Annotated in this window: 20 protein-coding genes; 3 read left to right on the plus strand and 17 right to left on the minus strand. The window is 29.2% G+C overall.

Annotated elements, in window-relative coordinates; translation table 4 throughout:
• Positions 1–5: 5 nt before the first annotated feature.
• A complete protein-coding gene (gene rplU / locus CJF60_RS02925) occupies positions 6–305 on the minus strand; it encodes a 50S ribosomal protein L21 (RefSeq protein ID WP_084232005.1) in 300 nt (99 codons plus the stop codon).
• A 135-nt stretch (positions 306–440) separates the two neighbouring features.
• Entirely contained in the window at positions 441–707 is a 267-nt protein-coding gene (locus CJF60_RS02930) for a hypothetical protein (RefSeq protein WP_084232004.1), read from the minus strand.
• 358 nt (positions 708–1,065) lie between these two features.
• On the opposite strand from CJF60_RS02930, the gene CJF60_RS02935 reads away from it, so the two are divergent.
• Entirely contained in the window at positions 1,066–1,743 is a 678-nt protein-coding gene (locus CJF60_RS02935; protein ID WP_084232003.1) for a hypothetical protein, read from the plus strand.
• Between the two features lie 93 nt (positions 1,744–1,836).
• On the plus strand, positions 1,837–3,084 hold the full coding sequence (locus CJF60_RS02940; protein WP_084232002.1) for a hypothetical protein: 1,248 nt from the start codon (positions 1,837–1,839) through the stop codon (positions 3,082–3,084).
• A 111-nt stretch (positions 3,085–3,195) separates the two neighbouring features.
• Here CJF60_RS02940 and CJF60_RS02945 read toward each other — a convergent pair whose 3' ends face one another.
• The gene (locus CJF60_RS02945; protein ID WP_084232001.1) at positions 3,196–5,157 is read right to left on the minus strand and encodes an MYPU_1760 family metalloprotease; all 1,962 of its coding nucleotides are present in this window, start codon (positions 5,155–5,157) and stop codon (positions 3,196–3,198) included.
• Between the two features lie 497 nt (positions 5,158–5,654).
• On the opposite strand from CJF60_RS02945, the gene CJF60_RS02950 reads away from it, so the two are divergent.
• Positions 5,655–7,694 carry a hypothetical protein gene (locus CJF60_RS02950; RefSeq protein WP_084232000.1) on the plus strand — a complete coding sequence of 680 codons (2,040 nt, stop codon included), beginning with the start codon at positions 5,655–5,657 and terminating at the stop codon, positions 7,692–7,694.
• 52 nt (positions 7,695–7,746) lie between these two features.
• Here CJF60_RS02950 and hpt read toward each other — a convergent pair whose 3' ends face one another.
• The 14 genes from hpt to CJF60_RS03020 form a co-directional block, all read right to left on the minus strand.
• The gene (hpt, locus tag CJF60_RS02955; RefSeq protein WP_084231999.1) at positions 7,747–8,328 is read right to left on the minus strand and encodes a hypoxanthine phosphoribosyltransferase; all 582 of its coding nucleotides are present in this window, start codon (positions 8,326–8,328) and stop codon (positions 7,747–7,749) included.
• Positions 8,329–8,484: 156 nt separating this feature from the next.
• Complete coding sequence (locus CJF60_RS02960) at positions 8,485–9,159, minus strand: deoxynucleoside kinase (protein WP_084231998.1); 675 nt, start codon at positions 9,157–9,159, stop codon at positions 8,485–8,487.
• Positions 9,160–9,166: 7 nt separating this feature from the next.
• Positions 9,167–9,643, minus strand: coding sequence for a transcription elongation factor GreA (greA, locus tag CJF60_RS02965; RefSeq protein WP_084231997.1), 477 nt, complete (start codon positions 9,641–9,643; stop codon positions 9,167–9,169).
• A gap of 14 nt (positions 9,644–9,657) precedes the next feature.
• Positions 9,658–10,398, minus strand: a complete 741-nt coding sequence (locus CJF60_RS02970; protein WP_084231996.1) for a BC85_0335 family putative methyltransferase — start codon at positions 10,396–10,398, stop codon at positions 9,658–9,660.
• A gap of 2 nt (positions 10,399–10,400) precedes the next feature.
• A complete protein-coding gene (locus CJF60_RS02975) occupies positions 10,401–10,880 on the minus strand; it encodes a hypothetical protein (protein WP_084231995.1) in 480 nt (159 codons plus the stop codon).
• A gap of 9 nt (positions 10,881–10,889) precedes the next feature.
• Complete coding sequence (gene ruvX / locus CJF60_RS02980; protein WP_084231994.1) at positions 10,890–11,303, minus strand: Holliday junction resolvase RuvX; 414 nt, start codon at positions 11,301–11,303, stop codon at positions 10,890–10,892.
• The gene (gene alaS, locus CJF60_RS02985) at positions 11,304–13,934 is read right to left on the minus strand and encodes an alanine--tRNA ligase (RefSeq protein ID WP_084231993.1); all 2,631 of its coding nucleotides are present in this window, start codon (positions 13,932–13,934) and stop codon (positions 11,304–11,306) included.
• Entirely contained in the window at positions 13,927–15,054 is a 1,128-nt protein-coding gene (mnmA, locus tag CJF60_RS02990) for a tRNA 2-thiouridine(34) synthase MnmA (RefSeq protein WP_084231992.1), read from the minus strand. The genes alaS and mnmA overlap by 8 nt, the downstream gene beginning before the upstream one ends.
• Positions 15,055–15,118: 64 nt before the next feature.
• A complete protein-coding gene (locus CJF60_RS02995) occupies positions 15,119–18,886 on the minus strand; it encodes a lipoprotein 17-related variable surface protein (protein ID WP_084231991.1) in 3,768 nt (1,255 codons plus the stop codon).
• Positions 18,887–19,019: 133 nt separating this feature from the next.
• A complete protein-coding gene (rplT, locus tag CJF60_RS03000; protein ID WP_084231990.1) occupies positions 19,020–19,367 on the minus strand; it encodes a 50S ribosomal protein L20 in 348 nt (115 codons plus the stop codon).
• Between the two features lie 12 nt (positions 19,368–19,379).
• Positions 19,380–19,568 (minus strand): 50S ribosomal protein L35, encoded by a 189-nt coding sequence (gene rpmI, locus CJF60_RS03005; RefSeq protein ID WP_084231989.1) that lies wholly within the window; start codon positions 19,566–19,568, stop codon positions 19,380–19,382.
• Complete coding sequence (gene infC / locus CJF60_RS03010; RefSeq protein ID WP_084231988.1) at positions 19,568–20,221, minus strand: translation initiation factor IF-3; 654 nt, start codon at positions 20,219–20,221, stop codon at positions 19,568–19,570. The genes rpmI and infC overlap by 1 nt, the downstream gene beginning before the upstream one ends.
• Positions 20,222–20,461: 240 nt before the next feature.
• A complete protein-coding gene (locus CJF60_RS03015; RefSeq protein WP_084231987.1) occupies positions 20,462–21,292 on the minus strand; it encodes a bifunctional 5,10-methylenetetrahydrofolate dehydrogenase/5,10-methenyltetrahydrofolate cyclohydrolase in 831 nt (276 codons plus the stop codon).
• On the minus strand, positions 21,285–23,759 hold the full coding sequence (locus CJF60_RS03020) for a valine--tRNA ligase (protein WP_084231986.1): 2,475 nt from the start codon (positions 23,757–23,759) through the stop codon (positions 21,285–21,287). The genes CJF60_RS03015 and CJF60_RS03020 overlap by 8 nt, the downstream gene beginning before the upstream one ends.
• Between the last annotated feature and the right edge of the window lie 5 nt (positions 23,760–23,764).

Here is a 23,764-nt window from a genome sequence, read left to right on the forward strand (position 1 = left end):
TGGACCTATCCTTTCAATTCAGTAATTTTTACTCTTGTATATGGCTGTCTGTGCCCATATTTACGTTTATGGGTACTTTTAGCGTTATGACGATAAACAACGATTTTTTTTGCTTTTCCTTGTTTTTCAATAATTCCGCTAACAACAGCTTTTTCTAGGTAAGGAGTACCGATTTTGTCCCCTACCATTAATACTTGATCAAATGATATTGTACTTCCTTCGTCACCTTCGACTTTTTCAATAAATATCACATCATCTTTTTTGACTAGTAGTTGTTTACCACCAGTTTTAATAATTGCATACATATTTAACTCCGATATTTAAATATTCATCCTGATGGTGCTCACTATAAGTTTTTAGTGATACTTAAAAAATGACCATTTTAGAATGGTTACAATTGTAACGTTTTTCATTATATACAAAAAGTAAGAAAATAAAAATTAATAACCAAAATAAATTGGTACGTTGTCGGCTTTACTTGAACCTGATTCTGCAGAGGCTTTGGGCGCTTCATTTTCTCATTTATAATCAAATTCTTTTGTTTTAATTGCTCCCGAACTTGATCCGTTGCTTGTAAAGCTACGGAACAAATTACTAATTGAAGTAATTGCTAAGACAACTGCTGGGATGGCAGCTATAATTGCTAAGAAGGCACCACCATATGTATTTGCCTCTTCTTCTTCGGTTAGTTTTTCTAAATCTAACACATATTCTCCTTATTAAATTAAATTTTATTTAGTATTGTTTTTGCTCCTTTCAATTAGTAATAAAGAAATTTGAAGTATTGCAAAAAAATGGCACCATTTTTTTATAGATCTTTTTGCACCAAAAAAATCTGGATTTTTTTCTGGAAAAAATGCAAATAATTTAAAATGTGTTCATGTATTTAAACCAAAAGCAAATAAATGTAGTTTTTAACTATTTTATGATGTCACCTTTTTAGGTTACATTTGTTTTGCTTTCACTCAAAAATCAATTCGCACGCAAATGTAACTGTTTAGTCAGTTACATTTTTAAATACATGTTTTAAATATTAAGAAAGGAAATAGAAATATCTATTTACATATGAATAAAATTAAGAAAAGAATCTTATCGACTTTATTAGTTGCCCTTCCTTTGGTAACTATCGCTAGTGCAATTGCTTGCACTAGCATTACGGATCCAAGTGATCCTAAAATAGATCATCAAAAAGATCTAGAGACAGCAAGTAAGGAATTAACTGCTAAAACTGAAGGATGAGGTTTAACAGGTAGAAATGCTTTTGCATTAACTTTTAAAAATTTAGAAAAGCAACTTGAAAAATATAAAGAATCAGTTAAAGTTGGTTCTCAAAGAGAAGTGATTACTTTATTAGAAAATCTCTTTGGCAAACCTTTTACCAAAATATTAGATGGCATTAGCGTTAGCAGAATTACTATTACATCACTAGATAATACAAGTGCAACTTTAAGTATAAATTTGAAAAAAGATGATGCAACTTTAAATGATATTAAGGTGAAAGTTATTAACTTTAAAGAACCTGATTCAGCACTTGAAACAATTAAACATGAACTTGAAAATCAAACATTTGAGTTCAAATATTTAACCTACGATCTTGCTGCTAACAAATTTGTTGCAGTTGAAAATCCAACATTAAAATTTGCTTCAACAGCCGCTAAAGAATACGAAGACATTTTGCATAAACCTGCAACAGAAAATGGTGGTGATGATGGAGTTTTAAGTACCTTATTAATTCAAACATAAGACAAGTTTAAAGAAACATTAAAAAATGCAACTTTATCTAACTTTAAATTTGAAGCAGATAACAAAACTAGCACGTTAACTATTAAAGCAAAGTTGAATCAAACAGGTCAAACTAGTGTTGATGTAAAAATTAAAATTACTAACTTTTCAAAAGATCTTGAAACAGGTAATCTTTTAAAACTTGCTGAGATTATTAACAACAAAGAATTTGATGCATCAAGAGCACTTACAAGATTTAACAAAGATTCTGCTGTTCAAGGAACTTATATTCCAGTTGAAGTTTCCAATGTTGAAGGTTACAAAAAATATTTTGCAACATTAAAATCTAATTCTTTAACACTGTTAACCGACCTAATTAAACAACCAGGAATAAGAAAACCTGGTTTTGAAGATTATCAAGATCTAACTACACTTTTGAATCAATTGGGTTCAGATCAAAAGGTTGTAGTTAATGCAAGTTTAGGAGAATCTACTGATACAACTTTAATAATCAATATAACTTTGAAACTAACAAAAGATACTCCTGATTCAGAAATAGTTAAGGCAAGTTTTAAAATAATTAACTTTGATGATCCAAAAGAATTGAAAAAATTTAACGATGCAATTGAGGTTTTAAAAGCAACTGATTGACCAGTAGATGATACAGTTGAAGATTACAATGTTGCACAACGCCGTTATGTGTCTTATATTAAATATAATATAAATCAAGATATAAACTTATCAAATCCAAGAGATCCCTTTGGAAGAGATGCTATTTTCTCAAAACTTTTAGGACCTAAATTTAAAGAAGCACTAGGTAATGTATCAATTGTATACCCTGATTATAATTTTAAAAATCGTGATCAAACAACATGAACAATCGGCTTTTTAGCTCGTTATAAAGGTCTTAAAACTACAAAAGCTTTTACAATTAATATTACTAATTTAACTAAAGATATTGACTTTGAAGATGTCGAAGTGCTTAAAAAAGCAGGTGAAGATATGAATGGTACAATACTTCACACTGAACTAACTCATTTATCTACTGGAGAAAAATCAACAACTGATCAAGCTAATGAGAGATTAAAACAAGCATATCAAAATAATAAATTAAGTTTATTAGACTTATATGCTTTATTAAAATTTGATACTGCAACAGGTTTATCTAGCAAACAAAAAATTAACAAAGTTAAAAACACTTTAGCGATTTGAGGTACCTTAGATGGACCAACAATAACTGAAGTACAAGCAATACCTGAACCTACAAAATTAACCTTGCAATTTAAAATTGGTGTTACTAAGAAAAGTGATTCGACTGAAATTTCAAGTGATTGAATTACTCTAATATTAGTAGGATTTTAAATAAAATTGATTGCGAAAAAGTACGCCTAAAACGTACTTTTTTTAATTCATTTTAATCAGTAATTATTCTAAAACATCGGTAAAAAGCCTGTTTCAAAAAACTATCAAAAATTAACTGTCTGGGTCTGATGTTAAATCTGACTGTTTTTCAACCTTAACAATTCCATCTTTATCAGTTACTAATTTGTATGCATATTTTTCATAGTTAGAATACATATATGAAGTATTTGAAGTAACGAGACTTTTACTTTTATTAACTGGTTTTACTAGTTCACTTTCTTGAACTATTGAGTCGCTATTTTTATCTTCTCAAAAATATAATTCTTTTGCTTTTGAAAAATCAATTCTTGCTCCTGCATAAAAAGTAACTAATTTTTCACTTGAAAAATTACTTGAAACAGGCTCTAGATCTCTAGTCATACTTAATAAAGAACTTTTTGCCCTCATTGTAAAATCTTCAGCAGTTTTTGAGTTATTGTCTCAATTTAAAAAAACTAAATCAGTTTTTACATATGGTGTTGCATAATTACCTTTAACAATTAGTGACTTGTATTTTTTAGCTTTTTCTTCAGTTAAAAAACCACCAACTCTAATACTATCTTTATTGATTTTATCAAAACCAATTTTACTTGTATCTAGAGATGTTGTTGTGTGAACATTTAAAGGATTTAAAACAGTTAAACTACTAATTTCATTGTCAGCTTTAGCAGCTGCTAAATAAGTGTTGTAAAGTGCTTTTGAATTGTCATCTAAAGTGACATTTTTATCTGTAATTTTTAAAATACCACCATAAGCAGAGTTAGCTGCTATTAGTTTACCGTTTTTACCTTCAGGTCTAATTACTAGATCTGATTCTCAATTACCTACACTATTTTTAACAGCACCTGAACGCAGTTCAATTGTACGACTTCAATCATCTGCTATAGCTTGAATTGAAGGGCCAGGAGCGCCTGTAAGACTATAACCTTGTGTATAAAATCAGTTTTGAAATGTGTCACCATGTTCACTTTGATCATAGTTTGAAGTTTGTGCAAGTTTTGTTCATTCACGAGCAATTAATTCAGCCATTGAATAATGGTAGTTAATTCCCTGCTTGCTAAGTGGCTTAGAAATATAGTTACGGTTTTTTGCTCTTTCTTCACTAGCAGGATCTCATTGAGTACCTTTTAATTCTTCTGTTGTTTTATTTGGTGCTAAATTACTTTTAAAAGTGTCATAAGTTAATTGACCATTTCAATCTTTAGAGGCATTTTCAAAAAGTGCTATATCTTCAGCATTTTCCTGTGAAGTGCCATTTGAAATATTAAATAATGCAGCTGCCGAAAGATAGTTACATAGACAAGGTCCTTGTTTAATTGAACCATCATAATAAGTTTTATTAAGTGGTGTGTTAGCATAATTTAATAACTTTGTAAAGTTATCATAAAAATGTTTATCATAATTTTTAATATATCCTTCTCTACCTGTTCTATCGATTGTGGCTTGCGTATTAGTTGGATCTAATACCTTAGAATCAAAGTCTCTATCGATATAAATGCTTGCAAAATGGTGAATATATTCATGTTTTAGAGTAGGCAAAATATAAGCAACTCGCTGCTGATAAGTTAAATTAGGATTTCTTGCTACAGCATCAGTTGTAGCAAAAACCTGTTTTAATTCTGGAATATATAAACCTGCTGTGTTAGGAACTATTTCATTTTCAAAGTCAATTACTACTCCATTTAAAGCAGTAATTTCAGGTCCATAATCAATTTCTTTCATAAAAGTTCTAACAAATTCAACGATTTCAGCCTTACTAAAAAAGAATTTGTTACTTGATTTATTTTTGTTGACATAAAATTTTAAACCTGTTAAACCATCTTGATAAGTATAAAAATTTTCTGTATCTTCTAAAAAAGTTGATTCGCTTTTTTGTAAATCTGCTTCTAAATTAGTTACTTCTAGTTTCAATTCAGGGTTTCTAGGGATCGAAGGTTTATCGCCTTCATTAGAACAAGCAATTGCTGCTAAAAATGCTGAAGTTGATAAAACTGCAGCAGTTGGTAAAAATATTTTTTTAAACTTTAACTTCATAAATACCTCTTTAAATTTAATAAAAAACGACACCTGTGTGCCGTTTCGTCTTGAAAATTACAATACAAAATGACACACTATTGAATAGTGAAGTACATAATTTTGTTTGTATTAAAATTTTTCATATGGTTATTATATGAAAAAAATAAATTTTTCTAGAAATTATCTAAATCAAAAATATTTTTTTCATTTGCAAATGCATTCAAATTAAAAAAATCAAAAAATATTTTTTTCTACAGTAAAAAATAATTTTTCTTTAAAATAATGGCATGTATTTAAACGGAAAACAAATTTATTGAACCAATAACTTTATCATGAAAAAAATCATGATTACATTTGTTTTACCTAAAAGTTAGAAAATCGTAGCAACATTCATTTATTAAAATCAAGTAAATAACTACAACAAATGTAATCATCAGACTAGATGATTACATTTTTTTAACTTAAATACTTATTAACACAACAATGAGAAAGGCTTATAGAAAATCTATAAACATATGAAAAAATTTAAAAAGAATATTTGACTAATCACTGCATCTTTAGGTGCAGTAACACTAGTTACAACAGCAATTGCTTGCACGCAAACTCCAGGTGGTGGCACTAAAACACCAGAAGATCCACCTAAAACTGCTGATGAAAAAGAATTAGAAGAAGTTAAATCTACCTTAGCGGCTAAAAATTGAGGTTTAACTGGTAAAGCAGCATTTGCTAAAACCTTAAAACAATTAGAAACTGAATTTAATTCTTACAAAAGTGAAGTAAAAGCAGCTGACCAAGAAAAAGTTAAAAAGTTGCTTGAAGATAACCTTGGCAAAGAATTTACTAATGCTTTAAAAGTAGCAACCTTAACCAAAATTACGCTAGAAAGTAGCGGTAAAACCACTGCCACCATGAAGTTAGGTCTTAAAAAATCAGATGCAACTTTAGCTAATGTTGAAGTTAAGTTAATTAACTTAAAAGCGGCACAAACATCACTAGAAAAAATTAAGGAAAATCTTGAAAAAGAAGTTTTTGCCGTTAGATATTTAGTACAGGGGCAAAACGGACATCTAATTGATCAAGTAAATCCAGAACTAAATTTAGCATCTGAACAAATTAAAATTTTTCAACAAGTGCTAAGAGGTCCAACTGAACAAGGTGGTGGTGAAGCTTTTGTTGAATGACTAGCGACTGGTTTACCTGCAAAATTTAAATCGGAAATTAAAACTGCAAAACTTGTAAATGTCAGTTTTGTAGCCGATGATGATAAAGGAATTATTACAATTTCAGCAACGCTAAAAGACACTGGACAAACTTCAGTTCCTGTAACCTTAAAAATTTCTAATTTTGCAAGAACTGCTAGTTTAGATGATTTGAAAAAACTAGTAAAACTACTAGAAAACAAGTCTTTTGAAGCACCAAAACCCCGAACAATTCCTACACCTACACCAGATTTTCCTAGAACGCTTAGTATTCAAAATGTATCTACTTTAAGTGATTTTAAAACATATTTTGATGGTTTAGAAGATACTAATCTTTCTTTTAGTAAAAAGATAGTTGATGAACCTTTAGGAAATTCAACAACACTAACTGCATATAAAGAATTGGAAAAATTCTTGAACGTTTTTGAACCAAGTCAAAAAACTTTTGTTAGTGCAAAACAAGTTAGTGATGAAGCAGCAAAAACTACAACTGTGACTTTAACTTTAAAAACTAATAAAGATGCACCAGAATCTGAAACTCTGACAACAAGTTTTAAACTTGTAAACTTTGATGATCCTGAAAAAGTCAAAAAACTAGATGAAACTATTAAAAAACTTGAAGCAAAAGACTGACAAGTGGATGCTAGTGTTGAAGGCCAAAAAAATGATAGACAAAGACAACTATCATTTGTTCGCTACAATCTTCAACAACAATTAGCAGATATTGCAAGTGGAAGAAGTCAGAAAAAAACTGCCGAAGTTTTTAAAGATTTATTAGTAGCAGAATTTGATACATTGCTTGAAAACTTAGAAATTGTAACTCTGGATAGTAACTTTCATAATCGCGATCTAACTACCTGAACAGTTGGTCTACTTGTTACATATCCTGAACTAAAAACTATTAAGTTAGCTAAGGTAAATATTACAAATTTAACTAAAGATGTTGATACAACTGACACAGTTGAACTTAAAAAGGTTACAGATAAAATTAATGGTAAACATGTAATTTCTACTTTGGCAAAAGCAGAAGGACCAAGACCAAAAAGCACTGCTGCACAAGCTGCTAGTCTATTAAACCAAGGTTTTGAAAGAAGACAACTAGTGTTAATTAGTTTACTCACTTTCGCAGATAGAGATCAAACTACAGACACCATTACTAAAAAAGACTTAGAAGACTATAACGATGCTTTAGTTTCAGTTCTTGTCCAACCAGGAGTAAGTTTAAAAACTTTTAAAGCAACTGCAAAAGGTAAAACAGTAGAAATGAAATTCACAATTCAAGGGGCACCTAAAAATGGTAAACCAGGCTTAATTAGTGAAGAAATGACTGTTACTTATGAAGGTTTTGAATCTTAAAAATCAATAAAAAATACTAGCTAAATTTGTGCTAGTATTTTTATTGACCTAATTAGTTATCGTAATCAGGGTGATTTAAAAAATCTTGGTTAAACTCTCCTACATATGGTACATTTCTTAATTTTTCTTGGTAATCCAATCCAAAACCAACTAGGAAAACTTTTTGTTCTAGTAAAAAGCCACTTTTTTCAGGTACAAAAGTTTCTTTTCTAAATGGTTTATCAATCAAGGTGATTGTTTTAATTGAATTAGGTTTACGATCTTTTAAAAGTCTAACAATTTTATTAATAGTGATACCACTTTCAATAATATCCTCAACTAGTAAAACATCTTTGCCACGAATATCTGCAGCTAAATCAAGCACAATTTTAACACTACCACTTGATTCATTTGCTCCACCATAAGATGAGGCAACGATGAAATCAATTGCATGTGTCTTTGTAACATTGCGCATTAATTCAGCCATAAAAGGCATTGAACCTTTTAAAATACCAACTAGAATTAAGTTTTGGCTGTCTTTATAAGTTTCATCAACTCACTGAGCAAGCTCTTTAATTCTGTTTGAAATAGTTTGTTCATCATAGATCACTTTTTTGAAGTGGGGATGAATTTTAGTTTTATTTTCTTCAGTCATAAATAAATTTTATAGATTTATCAAAATTTCTTACAAAATTTTTTAAAATTCTTGGTTTGAAGGTAATTTAGTAAAAAATAGGAAATTGCATTAAAAATTTAACCAATAGATGTTTTTTAATAAAAAATGACTCTCAGCGAGAGTCAAATTTAAAAATTAAATTTTATTGAACTGGATTTTCTTAGCATCACTAATGATTTTTAAGATAGCAACAGTTTTATCTAAAACGCCTTGATGATCCAAATTTGTTGTGTCAATTATAGTGTAAGGAATTTTATATTTTCTTGCAAGTTCTTCAAATTTAGGTTTGTAAATTGCATGTAGTTGCTGAAAGTAAGATTCATTTAAATTGAAATTTGCAATTTCAACATCACGCCCTCTATTTTTAATTCTTTCAACAAATTTTTCGTAAGTTACATCTAAATAAATTGCATAATCAGGGATTTCATCTTCAAAAATCATCTTGCTAAATAGTGAATCATAAGCATTTAAATATTTTTCGCCACTAGGTAGTAAATTTAAGTAAGCGAAAATGTAATGCTCAATTGCAAAACGATCTAGAAAAATGTAATCGTAAATAGGATCTAGTTTTTCTTCAACAAATTTTTTCAAAATATTGTGAAATTTAGCTGAATGAGATTCAACTACATAAGTTTGAAAAGACATTGTCAAGTGTGGTTTTTTCTCATAAAGTCATTTTAAGAAGGTGTTGAAAATTTCATCTTCTTCTTCGAATTCAGCTAGAAAAAGTGACTTAGGATAAAGTTTTTTTAAACTTTCAACTAAGGTAGATTTTCCAGCACTAATCATTCCTGAAATACCGATAATCATAATCGACCTAGACTGCTAAAATCTGAGTGTTATACTTTGTAGGAGCATCAATTTCAACAGTATCACCAACGTTTGCACCTTTTAAACTAAGTGCAAGTGGGCTATCAAAAGATACTAGATTGTTAAAAGGATCTGCATCAAGAGGTCCAACAATCTTGATTTCAAAAACTTCTGAAGTTGTTAAGTTTTTAAACTTAACAGTTGAACCAATTCCGATTGAATCTGTATTATTACTTTTAATTATTTCAGCACGTGAAATAATGTTTTCAAGTTCACTAATACGATCTTCTATGATTCCTTGTTGCTCACGAGCTGCATCATATTCAGCATTTTCTGAAAGGTCACCTTGTGAACGAGCATCTTTAATTTCTTCAATAACTCTTGGACGTTCAACTCTAATCAGGTGGTCTAATTCCTTTTTATAAAGTTGTAGTGTCTCTTTAGTTAAAAAGATTTTATTATTATCTTGAATAATTTCTGACATTTTAATTCCTTTAATTAATTATTTTTTTCTTCAGTAGTTTCAATTTTAGTCTCAAGTGTTTGCACTTGAGTAACAGTTTTTTCTACTGGTTTTACTTTTAGATTATAAATGAAAGTTAAGGTTTCTTTAGATTTTATACTTGCAGTTGGTATTAATAAGTTAACTAGTTTTTTCTCTAGTTTTTTTCATGAATCTTTAATATCTGCCTGCTTAGAATTTTCAATGATTGTTAGCATTCCATTATCATTTAAATCATAAAAATATTCTTCAAAAATTTTATCATATTTTAGGTCTGCCTGATTGACTATGATTAGATCATATTTAGGCAGTTTAGTGTTTTCAAATTTTGAGTAATCATAAGTTTCACTTAACTTAGATTTATCTAAATCTTCCTTATAATTGCTATCAAAAACTGTTACACCTGTTTGAATTTGTTTTCAAATACTTAGGGCTAAAAAGTTAGTATCGCTGCCATATACTGCGACACTTTTATAACTCTTTTGGTAAATTAAATTTAAGAGCTCTTCAAGGTCAAAAATATTAAAAGATGATTTTAAAGTTGTTTTTAAGGAACTATCTACATCACCACTATTAGGTCTTTTAATATTACTATTAAAAATATTTGCGTCTTCAACTTTAAAAAGTTCTTTCTTTTTTTTCAGTACAGCTCTGAACATAAAGAAATAGAAAAGAACACCTAATATTAAAACAATTACAGCACTAACACCAAGACCAATTTTTAATTCATCACTCAAGGTTATTTATCCTCGCTTTTTTTAGTATTTTTATCAGAACCTAATTTTAGTTTTAAGGCGTTCACTTTCGGTGCATCATCAAGATATTTACGACTTTTTTTAAATAAAAAATCAATATAGTCTTTTTCATAAATAAAATCGAACTCGAAGTAATCAAAAACTTTACGTATTAATTTTTCATGAATTTCATCTTCAGACATTCAAAGGTAAAGTAGTTCCATTAAACTTTTTTGAAGTATTTCATCATCCACAAGATTTGCTGATTGGGTTTCTTCTGAAATTTCAAAGGGGTAAATTTCCCCTGCTGTAAAAATATAAATGTAATTCGAATCAGTATCCACATCATTAGCAGCAAATATATGAATACCTTCTTCTACACCACTATCTGTTTCAAATTCGACTGTTGCTTCATCAATAAATTTTTCAAAGTTATCTAATTGATCTTTGAAAAATTTTTTTGCAAGTTCATTATCATTTGGCACAATCACTCCTTAGTAATTATTTAAATATTCATTTAGCATTAGTGTTGCAGCAATTACATCTTTATGCTGTTTCGCTTTGCTCGTACTTAGGTTAGCATTTTTTAAATGCGTCATTGCTTTTTTAGTTGTTAACCTTTCATCAAACAAAATAATTTCTTGTTTAAAATTTTCTTCTAATAAAATTTTAAATTCTTCAATCATTAAAGTTGTTTGACTTTTAGTACCAGTCATCCTTAAAGGATAACCTAAAATTATTTTTTGAATTTCATATTCTTGAAAAATTTGTTTTAAATGATTTATCAAAGATGGAAAATCATTTTCTGAAAAAATATAATTTTCTAAAGCGATTGCAAACATATTAAAAGGATCGCTGATTGCAATTCCACAACTTTTAATCCCTAAATCCAAAGCAATAATTCTCATTTATAAAAGTTCTTCAATCTTTTCGTAGTTTGGTTTTTCAAGAATAACGCCTTGCATCATTCTCTCATTTCCACCACCACGAATTTTTAAATTCTTAGCTAGATCATTTCAAATTTGTTTAACATCTTTTTCTTCGGAAGTAATTACAAATTTATTTGAATTAGGATTTTTATTTGAAGATAATAAAACAACTGCAGTTTTATTTTGCTTTCTCAAAGCTGCTGCTTGATTAGTAATTATTGAATCATCAACATCTAAATTTATAATGAAAAGTTGATCATTTTTAGTGTAGTTTTTGACATTGATTTTGTCATCAACTTTTTTGGAATTATTTTTAATTACAGTCTTTAAAGATTCTTTTAATTCTTCACTGTATTTGATTAAGCAATCAATTAATAATTCAAGATCATCTTCTTCAATTTTTTTGAATTTAAAATGACTTTCATATTCAAGAATATTTTTCTTTAATCTAGCAATTTCTTCTTTGATTTTTTCTAATCTAGATTGATTAAATTTATCAACTAATTTGTGAGTTGTAACAGCAGTTACACGGAAAATTCCTGTACCTTTATTTTCAACAGAAGTGATTTTAAAATTTTCAATTCTTGCTGTATTTGAGATATGGGTTCCACCACATAAATCGCTTGTAATATTTTTAAAACTTACCACTCTAACATTTGAAGGATCCATATATTCTGTTTCTTCAATTGTGATGATAACGCCCATTTTTCGGGCATTTTCGACATCTGTGTTAGAGTAAGTACGAGTTACATCTAGATCAATATAATGTCTAACTAATCTTTCAACTTCTGCGATTTTTTCTGCAGATGGTTTCTTATTTGCAGGCATATCGAAGGTTAAACGATTTTCATTATTATTAGAACCAAGTTGTTTAATTTCACTTCCAAAAACTTCTCTAAGAGCCTTAAATAATAAGTGCGTTGAAGAGTGATTTCTTTCAAGATTTACACGGTTATCTGGATCGACAAAAGCATCAATACTTTTTGCTTTATTTATCTTTCCTTTTACGTGGTGAACATGGTTACCAAATTTATCTTTAAAGACTTCATAAACTTCAATTTTTTCTTCACCTTGTTGTAGATATCCTTGGTCATGTTTTTGACCACCACTAGTTGCATAAAAAGGTGTTTTATCTAGCACTAAAAACGCTTCACCATTTATCTCATCAATTTCATTTTCTTGATTAGCTAAAAATAAAATTTTGCTTGTTGAATTTAAATTTTCATAACCAATAAATTCACCAATTTTTGATTTTATATCTGCTAATGAATTGACAACATTTTTCATTGCAACACCTTTTTTAGAACGAGATCTTTCCACATGCATTTCACGATATTTTTCAAATTCGCTAATGTCTAAATAAATGTTTTTCTCTCTTAAAATTTCTTGTGTTAATTCAATTGGATAACCATATGTTTCAAATAATTTCCAAGCAAAAGCAAAATCAATTTTGTTATTAGTTCTTTCTAATTCTTTTTCAAGAATTTTTAATCCTGCATCAATTGTTTTTGAAAATAGGATTTCTTCTTCTTCAATAATTTTTGAAACCTTATCAATATCATAATCAAAAATTAAGGCATCATGAATTGCTTGAACTAATTTATGTAAGAATGTTTGACTCTTAATTCCTAAGCGAATACCCATGCGATATGATCTTCTAATTAAGCGTCTGATAATATAGCCACGACCAACGTTTGAAGGTTCAACACCATCAGCAATTGCATTAACTGATGAGCGCATATGATCAGCAATAACTCTAAAAGCAGTATTAATTTCTTTTTGAACTGGCTCATTATCAAAGTAATTTTCAATTACATATTTCTTATTATTCAACTCTTCAATTTTGGCAATGATAGGTAAAAATAAATCAGTGTCATAATTAGTTGGAGCGTTTTGAGAAATTGAAACTAGTCTTTCAAAACCTGCACCAGTATCGATGTTTTTTGATTTTAAAGGAGTGTAATTATTTTTTCCATCATTATTAAATGTTGAAAAAACTAGGTTTCAAATTTCAATATAGCGATCGTTTTCTAAGTCTTCTTTTAAAAGTTTTAAACCAACTTTTTCAGGATCATATTTTTCACCACGGTCATAAAATATTTCACTATTAGGTCCACAAGGTCCAAGTCCCACATCTCAAAAATTTGTTTTTCTTGTACCCTTAATAATACGATTTTTTTCAATTCCTAAATCTAATCAAATTTGATAAGCATCTTCATCTTCTTCAAAAACTGTAAAATATAATTTGTCTAAATCAATTTTTAAAGTGTCTAATAAAAATTCTAAAGCTCACTTTTGAGCTTCTTTTTTAAAGTAATCTCCGATTGAAAAATTACCTAGCATTTCAAAAAATGTATGGTGTCTAGCAGTTACTCCGACATTTTCAATATCGTTTGTACGAATTGATTTTTGTGAGTTAACTAGTCTTAGTGAAGGTGGTACTTTGATACCTGAAAAATAATCTTTTAAGGTTGCAACACCTGAATTAATTCATAATAAAGAAGGATCATTAATTGGCACTAATGATGCTGATGGTAAATAGTAATGATTTTTTTCTTTGAAAAAATCAATTCACATTTGGCGTATTTGTTTTGAAGTTAATTTAAGCATTTACATTTCCTAATTCTAGTTTTTTTAAATATGTTTTTTCAATCACAGCACCACCTAAACAACGTTCATTTTGGTATAAAACAACTTGTTGTCCAGGGGTTACTGCTTTAGAACCTTGAGGGTAGTAAACCTTGATATTTTGCTTATCAATAAATTCCACTTTTACAGGTTCATCAACTTGGCGATAGCGAAATTTTGCTGTGATATTTTCTCATTTAATATTATCAAAATCTTCACCGATAAAATTAAAATTTGAAGCATCTAAACTGTAAGAAATCAAAGCATCTTCATGTGATTGTGGACTAACATAAATAATTGCTTTTTCTAGATCAAAACCACTGACAAAATGTGGCTCTTTCATCCCACCTAGATTTAAACCTTTACGTTGTCCTAAAGTGTAATACATTGCTCCATAATGCTGTCCCACTACTTCGTTAGTAACTGTTGAAATGATTTTTCCTGGTTGCGCTGGAATATAGTTTTGCAGAAATTGTTGAAAGTTTCTTTCACCAATAAAACAGATTCCTGTGGAATCTTTTTTGCTTGCTGTAATTAAATTAAGCTCTTTTGCAATTGCTCTAATTTCAGGTTTAGTTAAATTAGCAAGTGGCATTAATGTTTTTGAAACTTGATAAGGTGAAAGTTGAGCTAAAAAATATGATTGATCTTTATTTTGATCTTTTGCTTTATAAAGGTTAGCACCTTTAGTTTTTGCATAATGACCCATTGCAATATAATCTGCGTTAAAAGTTTTTAAAGCATAGTTTAAAAACTTGTCAAACTTAATATATTTATTACATAAAATGTCAGGATTAGGTGTGCGACCTTTTTTAAATTCATCAATAAAATTAGTAAAAACATGGTCTCAATATTCTTGAATAAAATCAACTCGATGTAGTTCAATATCTAATGCTTTAGCTACTTTTTGTGCATCTTGATAATCAAGTTCTTGGGGACAAACACTATCATTGATAGTGCTATTACCTTTAAAATCGTTATTAATATATGAATCTCAATTACGCATAAAAACAGCAATTACTTCATGACCTTGCTGTTTTAATAAATAAGCTGCTACGGAACTATCGACTCCACCTGATAAACCGACTACTACTTTTGCCATTTTGATTCCTTTCTTGTTTATAAAAATAAAACCACAACTGTGGTTTTAATTATAAGTTCAATTTTTATGATAAGAATGAAGTTACATTCAATTCTGCAGTTGCTGTTTCTGTTCCTGAAGTTAAGGTTAACTTAATTGTGACATTAGGAACAACATCTGAACCTGCATTTGTTTGTCCTGTTACTGCAACAGTTGCTGCTGTAATTGAACTAATATTTAATAATGCTAAAACTTCTTGGTTTCCTAAGTTTTTGAATTCACTATAGCGTGGTGCATTAGTTGTGTTGTATCAGGTAGTTGAACCCGAAGTAATTTGACCTTGTAATGCTGCAAGTTGACTTTTTGCACTTTCTAGTGAAGCCAATGAAGTTTCTTGCTCAGTTGTAAATCCAGTTACATCAATTGTTTTATAAACAAAGGCGCTTGGATTTGAACGAATAGCAATTTTAATTTGTAAGCGAACTGCTTTTCCACCTTGTTGAGAAGTTGGAGCCATTGCTTCAGTGTAACCTTCAACGTTATTAAACATTAAAGTGTATTCTAAGTTAGCTTGACCATTTGAAATTGTAAAGTCCGCTGCATTAACTGTTGTAGGATTTTTAGTTCTTGAACCATCATTTAAAGTAACTGTTGGCACAATTGCATTATTAGCTGTAATTTGGTCTAAAGTTTTTAAACCAGTTATTACATGTGTGAATTCTTTTGATTCAACATTATTTCACTTAATTTTGTAAACAATTGTTTTAGTTCCTTGGTTAGCATTTTCACTGGTACGCACTAAAACTAATGAATAAGTTGTTGTATTTGTACCACCATTTTGATCGTAATTAACTGTTTGACCATCAATTGTAACTGATGTAATTCAGTTTTGAACAACTGAAGGAGTAAAGGCAATATCTTTTGGTTCGGTAGTTTCTTCACGACCTTTTCCTTCTTTTCAAACAACTGTTGCTGCATTAATTTTTTCTAAATTAGTTGTAATAAATCCTGAAACAGTCACTGTTTTAGTTGTTTGCTGAGTAAGACCGTTATAAGAAAGTGTGTAAGTAAAACTTACAGTTCCATTAGTATCATTTGCTGTAATACTTGTTGCATTTACTGTAATTGCATCAATATTATTAGTGTTAGTTTGTGCTGCAGTGAAAGCATGTCCTGCAATTGTTACTCTTTCTAATAATGAAGAAACGTTTGTAACGTTTACTTCTGAAGCTTTTAAAGTAGTGTTATCTGTTTTAAATAAAGCAGTTGCTTCATTTAAATTATTTTGTGCATCAGTTTTAAATCCTGAAACTCTAAAGTTAATTAATTTTGCTTCAATTTTATTGTACAAAATTCTTAATTGTAAATTAAGTTCACCAGTTACGTTGAAAGTTTCAGTAATTGAAACTATCCCAACTGTTACAACTTTTGGAGTTTCATTTTCAGTTGTTGCAGTCAATTTATCTAATTGAGTCTGCACGTTTGCATTTAAACTAAATTGACTTAAAGTTGCATTTGAAGGTAGAACTGATTGTTTTTGATCACCAGTTGCTGTAGTGCTGAATTTAAAGTCAATAGCATTAGCATCACTTGCAAAAATTTGCTCTGCCTGAGCAATTGCCTCTGCTCTAATTGTTTGTTGATTTCTAAATCCATTGGTGTCAATATTAGCAGTTCTAGTTTCATTTCCTTTGACAACTTTAATAACAACACGTAGTTGTCCATCGTTAATTTGCTTTTGAGTTGGTGATGTAATTGACTCAATTGTGACAGTTGCTCCGTTAGTATTTAAAGCATCTGGAAGAGCAATTTGATTAACATCTGTAATCGCTGTTGGCATTACCTGAGAAAGATTAGTAATTTGTGAAGTTTTGTTACTGTCTGTGTAAAAGCGTAAGCGATTTGCTCGAATGGTTCCAATTAAATTATTGATAATTCTAATATCGTTAGCAGTTGTGGTTGTAAAGCCTGCTAAGGTTGTGTCATAATTGTAAATGCTTTTATCATTTGTTGCATCACTGTTATAAGCATCTAGGTCTGCTTGGTTTAAAAATACCTTAACATTTGCTTCTAATGAACCTGAATCATTAGTTGCTTGAGAAGCACTTTTTGGTGTTAATGAATATCTTAATGAAGGTCATAAACTAGTGATTCTTAAAGTTGTTTGCTGATTAGGTAAATTGAAATATGTAAGTAATTTACTTGTATCGATTACACCATTAAAACCTGATTCACTAGGGTCTGAAACACCGTTAGCCACAAAGTCAGTTGTTAGTAATTGATTTAAAGGTTGAGCAATTACTGGCTTAATTGTTAGTGAAGGTGTATCTGCTTTTAAAGCGTTAATTAAAGTTTGGTTATTAGCTAGTTTGGTTAAAAATTCAAAGTAACTAGTTTGGTATTTTTTATTAGGTGCAGCAGTTGTTGCAGCATTAAGTGAAACTGACATTTGCACTAATATTTGCCCTTCTCCAGGATTTGCTTGCGCTTGATCAACGAATAATTGGTTTTCTTGGATTAAATTCTGATATTGTTCACTACGATTGATTTTTTTCATAAAGCGTTCTTGAATAACTGGATCAAGATCAAAATTTACTCAGTTAGCACGATCAAAAATAATATTTTCTTCGTGGTTTGAACCTGAAACTACACTAGGAATAGTACCTTTTAAGCGAGTTTGTAATTGCTCTCCAACATAACCAATTGTGAAATTTAATTCTTTTGCTAATCAAGCATTACGTTGCTCTTGAGTAAGTACTGTTCCGTTAGGATTTCGCACTCCTTCTAGATCTGCAATTGTAATTAAACGGTTAGCATTTGAAGCCTTAACTGTACCTTCAAAAGGGTAACTTTGAGTGATTAATTGTGCTCTTGTAATCGCACTTGCTAAAGCAGTATCACGGCTACGGATATTATCATTATTAATTCTAATATTTGGATAATCTAAACGTGAATTTACTTCTAAAGCAGCAAAATGTTTGCTAACAATTTGATCAGCGATGAATTGATCTGCTGTTGAGATTGTTAAATTTAATGAAAAATCGCGAGAAAAAGCAGGAGCAACTGATGTTGCTTCTGTTGAACCACGGAAATTTAATTGGATAAATCCAGTTGAATCATCAGCATTAGAAAAGCCTAAAAATTCAAATTTCATAACAATATCATTGAAGTTTGGATTGCTTTTTAGACTAGCAATTTTGCTTGTGTCAATTTTTGGTTCAAAAGTTTTAATTACTGATGAATTTGGAATTGTATGAACTGAAACAATTGAAGGAACATTTCTAAAAAATGTTCTTAGTGATGTTTCAGTTGATGAAGATGCTTGGAAGTTATCAAACTCTAGAAAGTTAACATTGTGAATATTATTAGCAGCAGTTTGAATTGCTTGAATGTAAGCAATTCTTTTATCACGTTCTGATCCTTGACCAATTGAAATGAAACTGATTCCTTCTAAATCAACGCTTGTTTGATAAATTCTAGGTTCTAAAGTAGGCTGATTAGTACCTGAAACTGAAACTGTAACATTGATTGAAGTAGTATTATTTTCAGCAATCGCAATTACTTTATAAGCTAAATTGGTGTTTGTGTTATCAATAACTAAATCATCGATTGTGACAGTTGTTAAAGTAATTTCACCATTTCTTGCTCTTTCTTTAGTTCCATCATTTAAAGTTGGTCTTAAATCAGGTGAAGATTTAATTTGATTCTTCACTTCTTCTAAACTAGCAACAGCACTAATTGGTGAATTATTATTACCAATTACAACTGCTCCAATTGCAAAAGCACCAACCACTGCAACAGCACCTAGTGAAGCACCTAAACCAATTAGAGTCCTTTTGAATCTTTTATCCATATATTTCCTTTACTGTTAAAAAATTTTCTCTTTTTTAAATTTTATAACATGAGTTGAATTTCTATCTTTTTTTACTAAAAAAACTATTTTTAGTAAAAAATAGAAAAAACCGCTTACAGCGGTAAATTTTGCTTTAAGCTTTCTTTGCTAAATCAACTAATTTGTCAAAGATTTTTGGCTCACGAATTGCTAATTCTGCAAGCATTTTACGATTAATATCAACATTTGCTTTTTTAAGACCAGCGATAAAACGTGAATAAGTCATACCTTGTGCACGAGTTGCTGCGTTAATACGAGCAATTCATAGTTTTCTAAAATTTCTTTTAACTTGCTTACGGTCACGGAATGCGTATGTTCATGATTTAACAACTGCTTGTTTAGCAACTTTAAATCCAATTGATTTATGTCCGAAATATCCTTTTGCAAGTTTTAATCATTTTTTACGACGTTGTCTTGTTATTGGACCAGTTTTAACTCTCATTTAATACACCTCTTATAACATATCTTTCAATCTTTTATAATCGCTAGCATGCATCATTCCACCTTTACGTGATTGACGTTTTTGCTTTGTTGATTTATTTTGAGCTAAATGTGAACGGTATGCACCACCACGTTTAACTTTTCCTGAAGCAGTAATTTTGATACGCTTTTTTAAGCCACTTTTTGTTTTTAACTTAGGCATTAGTTCTCCTGTTCATCTTCTTCATCATTTGTTTGAAGGTTTTCATTAGAATCTTTAGTTTTAACTGCGTTTTCATTATTTTTTAAATATTTAGCAATTTTCTTTTTATCTGGGTGAATCACCATATCTAGGAAGCGACCAGCATTAAGGGCTGCTTCTTTGTCAATTTTAGCAACATCTTCAACAAGCGCAAAAAAGCGTTTCAAAGTATCATGGCCAATATCTTGGCGAGATAATTCACGACCTCTAAACTTTAAAGATAACTTAACTCTGTCACCTTCAAGCAAGAATTCCCTTGCTTTTCTAGCTTTGATTGCTAAATCATTTTCATCGATTAATGGTGTTAATCGAATTTGATGATTTTTAACAACTGTTTGTTTTTCTTTAAGCTCTTTTTCACGGCGCTTTTTATCATATTTAAATTTACCATAATCTAAAATTCTGACTACAGGTTTTGGTTGGGTAGTAATTAGAACTAAATCTTTGCGCTCTTCACGAGCAAGTTCTAGTGCTTTATCACGTTCATAAACCCCTAGTTTTTCTCCATCTGATGAGATTAAGAAAACCTTGTTAAAGGGGATATCCTTATTTAAATACGCCTCTTTTTGAGGTCCACGATTTTTTTTGATGGTGCTATTGTTGTTTTGACTCATAGATTAAGACTTGAAAAAGTCTTCTGTTTTCTCCGTTTCGATAAAAAATAAAAGTGGCAATATAAATATCACCACTTTGCTTGCAAACTATAATAAAAATTTAAAAAATTTAAATTGTAGCGCAGACCCATGAACTCTAGTTCATCAGGTGAGAAGTGATTCTACTTTCTGCAATTTAATGCTTTTCAATAATAGCACAATAAATTAAAATTATAAGTTTTTAAATTGTCTTTTTTAGAGCTATTTTTTCAGGTTATTTAAGGCTGCAATTAAGATATTTTCAAATAACATTGCAACTGTAACTGGTCCGATACTTCCTAGAGCAGGAGCTAAAAATTTAGCCTTTGATGAAACGCTTTCTTCATCAATATCACCATAAATTTTGTTATCGATTTTACTAAAACCAACATCTATTAAAGTAGCATCTTTTTTTACGTTATGTGCTTTGATTAAACCTGGTACTCCAGTTGCAACTATTAACAAATCATGAGTTTCACTATTTGCTAAAGTAGTTTCAATGTCATATGTTTTTAGGTTTTTATTTAACCTTGAAATAATTATTTTAAGTGGATAACCAATTAATCTACTTTGTCCAATTATTCCAACTGATTGATTAATATAATCTAATTTATGATGATCCATAAATTTGATTACTGCCATTGCAGTTGCAGGTTTTAAATAAAATTCCTGATGATCATTTAGTAAATATTTTTGACTTAAAGTTGATAAGCCATCAACATCTTTTTTATAATCAACTGCATCCAAAATTTTTTCAGTATTGAATTTATCAGGCAAAGGTAATTGCACAATTATACTGTCAGAAATTTTGTTCAAATTATGAATATCATTAATAATTAATTCTTCATCATGTTCTTCAGAATAACGAATCAATTCAGCATCAACACCTACTTCTTTTGCAAATAACATTTTGTAATTTATGTATGTAATAGAAGCAGGATTATCTCCAATTAAAATTATTTTTAAGGTAGCCTTTTTATTTAATTTTGAAAATTCTATTTTTAAATTTTCTTTTATATTTAAGGCTAGATCTTTTCCAAATAATTTATCCATTAATTAATTTTTCCAATTGAGTTTTATATAGCTCTAATTTATCTTTTTCTTCTTGTATTTTTTCAGGTTTTGCTTTTTCTAAGAAACCTTTATTTGAAAGAATTTTATTGGCTCTTTCAATTTCAGAATTTAAAAAATTAATTTGTTTTTGCTTTTCTTCAGATAATTTCTTTTTGATGCTTTCATCTAATTTAATGTATAAATCATAGTTTTTGAAAAATACATTTTCATCCCTATTTTCTGATGTTTTAGCATTACATAGTTTATTAATTACATCAAAATCTTCTTTACTGAAATTTGAAGAAATTAAATCATAATAAATAATTTCATCTTTAGTTAAATTTAAATCAACTCTTTTGTTTCTTAAAATTTTAACTAATTCAATAATGTCATCAACATTTGTTTTAACTGCTTTATATGTTTTATTAATTGAATGATTTAATAGTTCATCATGATAAATATTTTCAAAAAGATAGTCAGTTAAAAAAGGTAAAAATGGATGAATTAAAATTAATAGATCTTTTAATAAATTAAACTGAAAATTAGCATTAGGATTTAATTTTGTTAACTCTAAATAATTTGAAGATAAATCTTCCATTATGAATTGATAAATTACTTTTCCAATTAAAGTAAATTCATATTTTTTAATATATTTTTCTATGTCTTTTACTAACTTAGAAAATTTATTACTGATTCATAAATCAAATTTATTTTGTTTTTTTACAGTGTCATCTTTTTCAAAATTTAATTTAATTAAACGTGCAACATTTCAAATTTTATTTTGAAAATTTCACGCTGCAGAAATTTTTTCAAAATTAACTGATAAGTCCTGTCCTGCTGTTGTATTTGTAATTAAAAATCATCTAAGTGAATCAGATCCATATTTATCAATAACATCAATTGGATCAATTCCATTACCAAGAGATTTTGACATTTTACGATTTTGTTCATCACGAACTATACCATGGTAAAAAACATCTTTAAAAGGTTTTTTATTTTGAAATTGTAGTCCCATGAAATACATTCTAGTTACTCAAAAAAATAAAATATCATAACCAGTTACTAATAAATCTGTTGGATAGTATCTCTCAAGCATTTTAGTTTCTTGAGGTCAAGATAAAAATGAAAATGGAGATAAAGCTGATGAAAATCAAGTGTCTAAAACATCTTCATCTCTAGTTCAATTTTCTCCTGGAGATTCAACTTGAACTTTGACTTCATCATCTTTATATCAGGCTGGAATTTGGTGACCTCATCAAATCTGACGGCTAATTGCTCAATCGTTAACATTATTCAATCATTGCTTTAAAACGTTTTTAAAACGAGTGGGAAAACTTTTAACTGCATCAGTAGTTTCAAGGTGTTTTAAAACATTTTTAGCAAGTGGTTTCATCTTTACAAACCACTGTTTTTTAACTAAAATTTCAATTAAAGAATTACTTCGATCGCTATAAGATAAAGCAGAAACTGTTTTTTCTTCTTTAACTAATAAGTTGTTTTTTCTTAAATAATCTGCAACTTTAACTCTTGCTTCTAAACGTTCTAAACCTTGAAAATCGCCTGCATTTTCGTTCATGAAACCATCATCATTAATACATTCAAGGATTTCTAAATTATGTTTTTTAATAATATCAATATCATCTGTAGCATGTGCTGAAACTTTCATCACACCTGAACCAAATTTAATATCAACAAAATCATCTGCGATGATAGGAATTAATTTTTTAGAAATAGGCTGAACAACAAACTTTCCTAAATAATCTTGATAACGTTTATCTTGTGAATTAACTGCTAAAGCAACATCGCTAAAAAGTGTTTCTGTTCTTACGGTTGCAACTGTTAAAAATTGATCACTATCTTGTAAGAAATATTTAATGTAATACATAACTTGCTCAGCATTTTTATTAACTATTTCCATATTTGAAAGTGTAGTTTTTTGCTGCACATCTCAATTAATTGCTCGATAATCTCGATAAATTAAACCTTGCTCATAAAGTGAAATAAAAACCTTATTAACTGCTTCATTTGCTTTAGCATCAAGCGTAAAGCGCTCGTTTTCATAATCTAAAGCAAGCCCTAGTTTCGCTCATTGCTTATGAATGTTATTTGCATATAAATGTTTTCATTCTCATGTTTTTTCTAAAAATGCTTCTCTACCTAGATCATAACGAGTCTGATTATTTTTAGCAATTTCTTGCTCAACTCTAACTTGAGTAGCAATTCCTGCATGGTCAGTTGCTGCTACTCAAAAAACATCATGATCAGTTAATTTTTTATAACGAATGACAGTGTCTTGAAGGTAATTATTTAAAGCATGACCTATATGTAAATTACCTGTAACATTAGGCGGAGGTAAAATAATTGAATAAGGTTTTTTTCTCAAATCGTGATTTGAGAAAAAACGCTTATCTACTCATTTTTGATTGCGATTTGCTTCAACTAGTGCATGATTAAATTTTGTTTCCATAAGCA

Source organism: Mycoplasmopsis agassizii (assembly GCF_002272945.1).
In the GTDB taxonomy this organism is placed as follows: domain Bacteria; phylum Bacillota_I; class Bacilli_A; order Mycoplasmatales; family Metamycoplasmataceae; genus Mycoplasmopsis_B; species Mycoplasmopsis_B agassizii.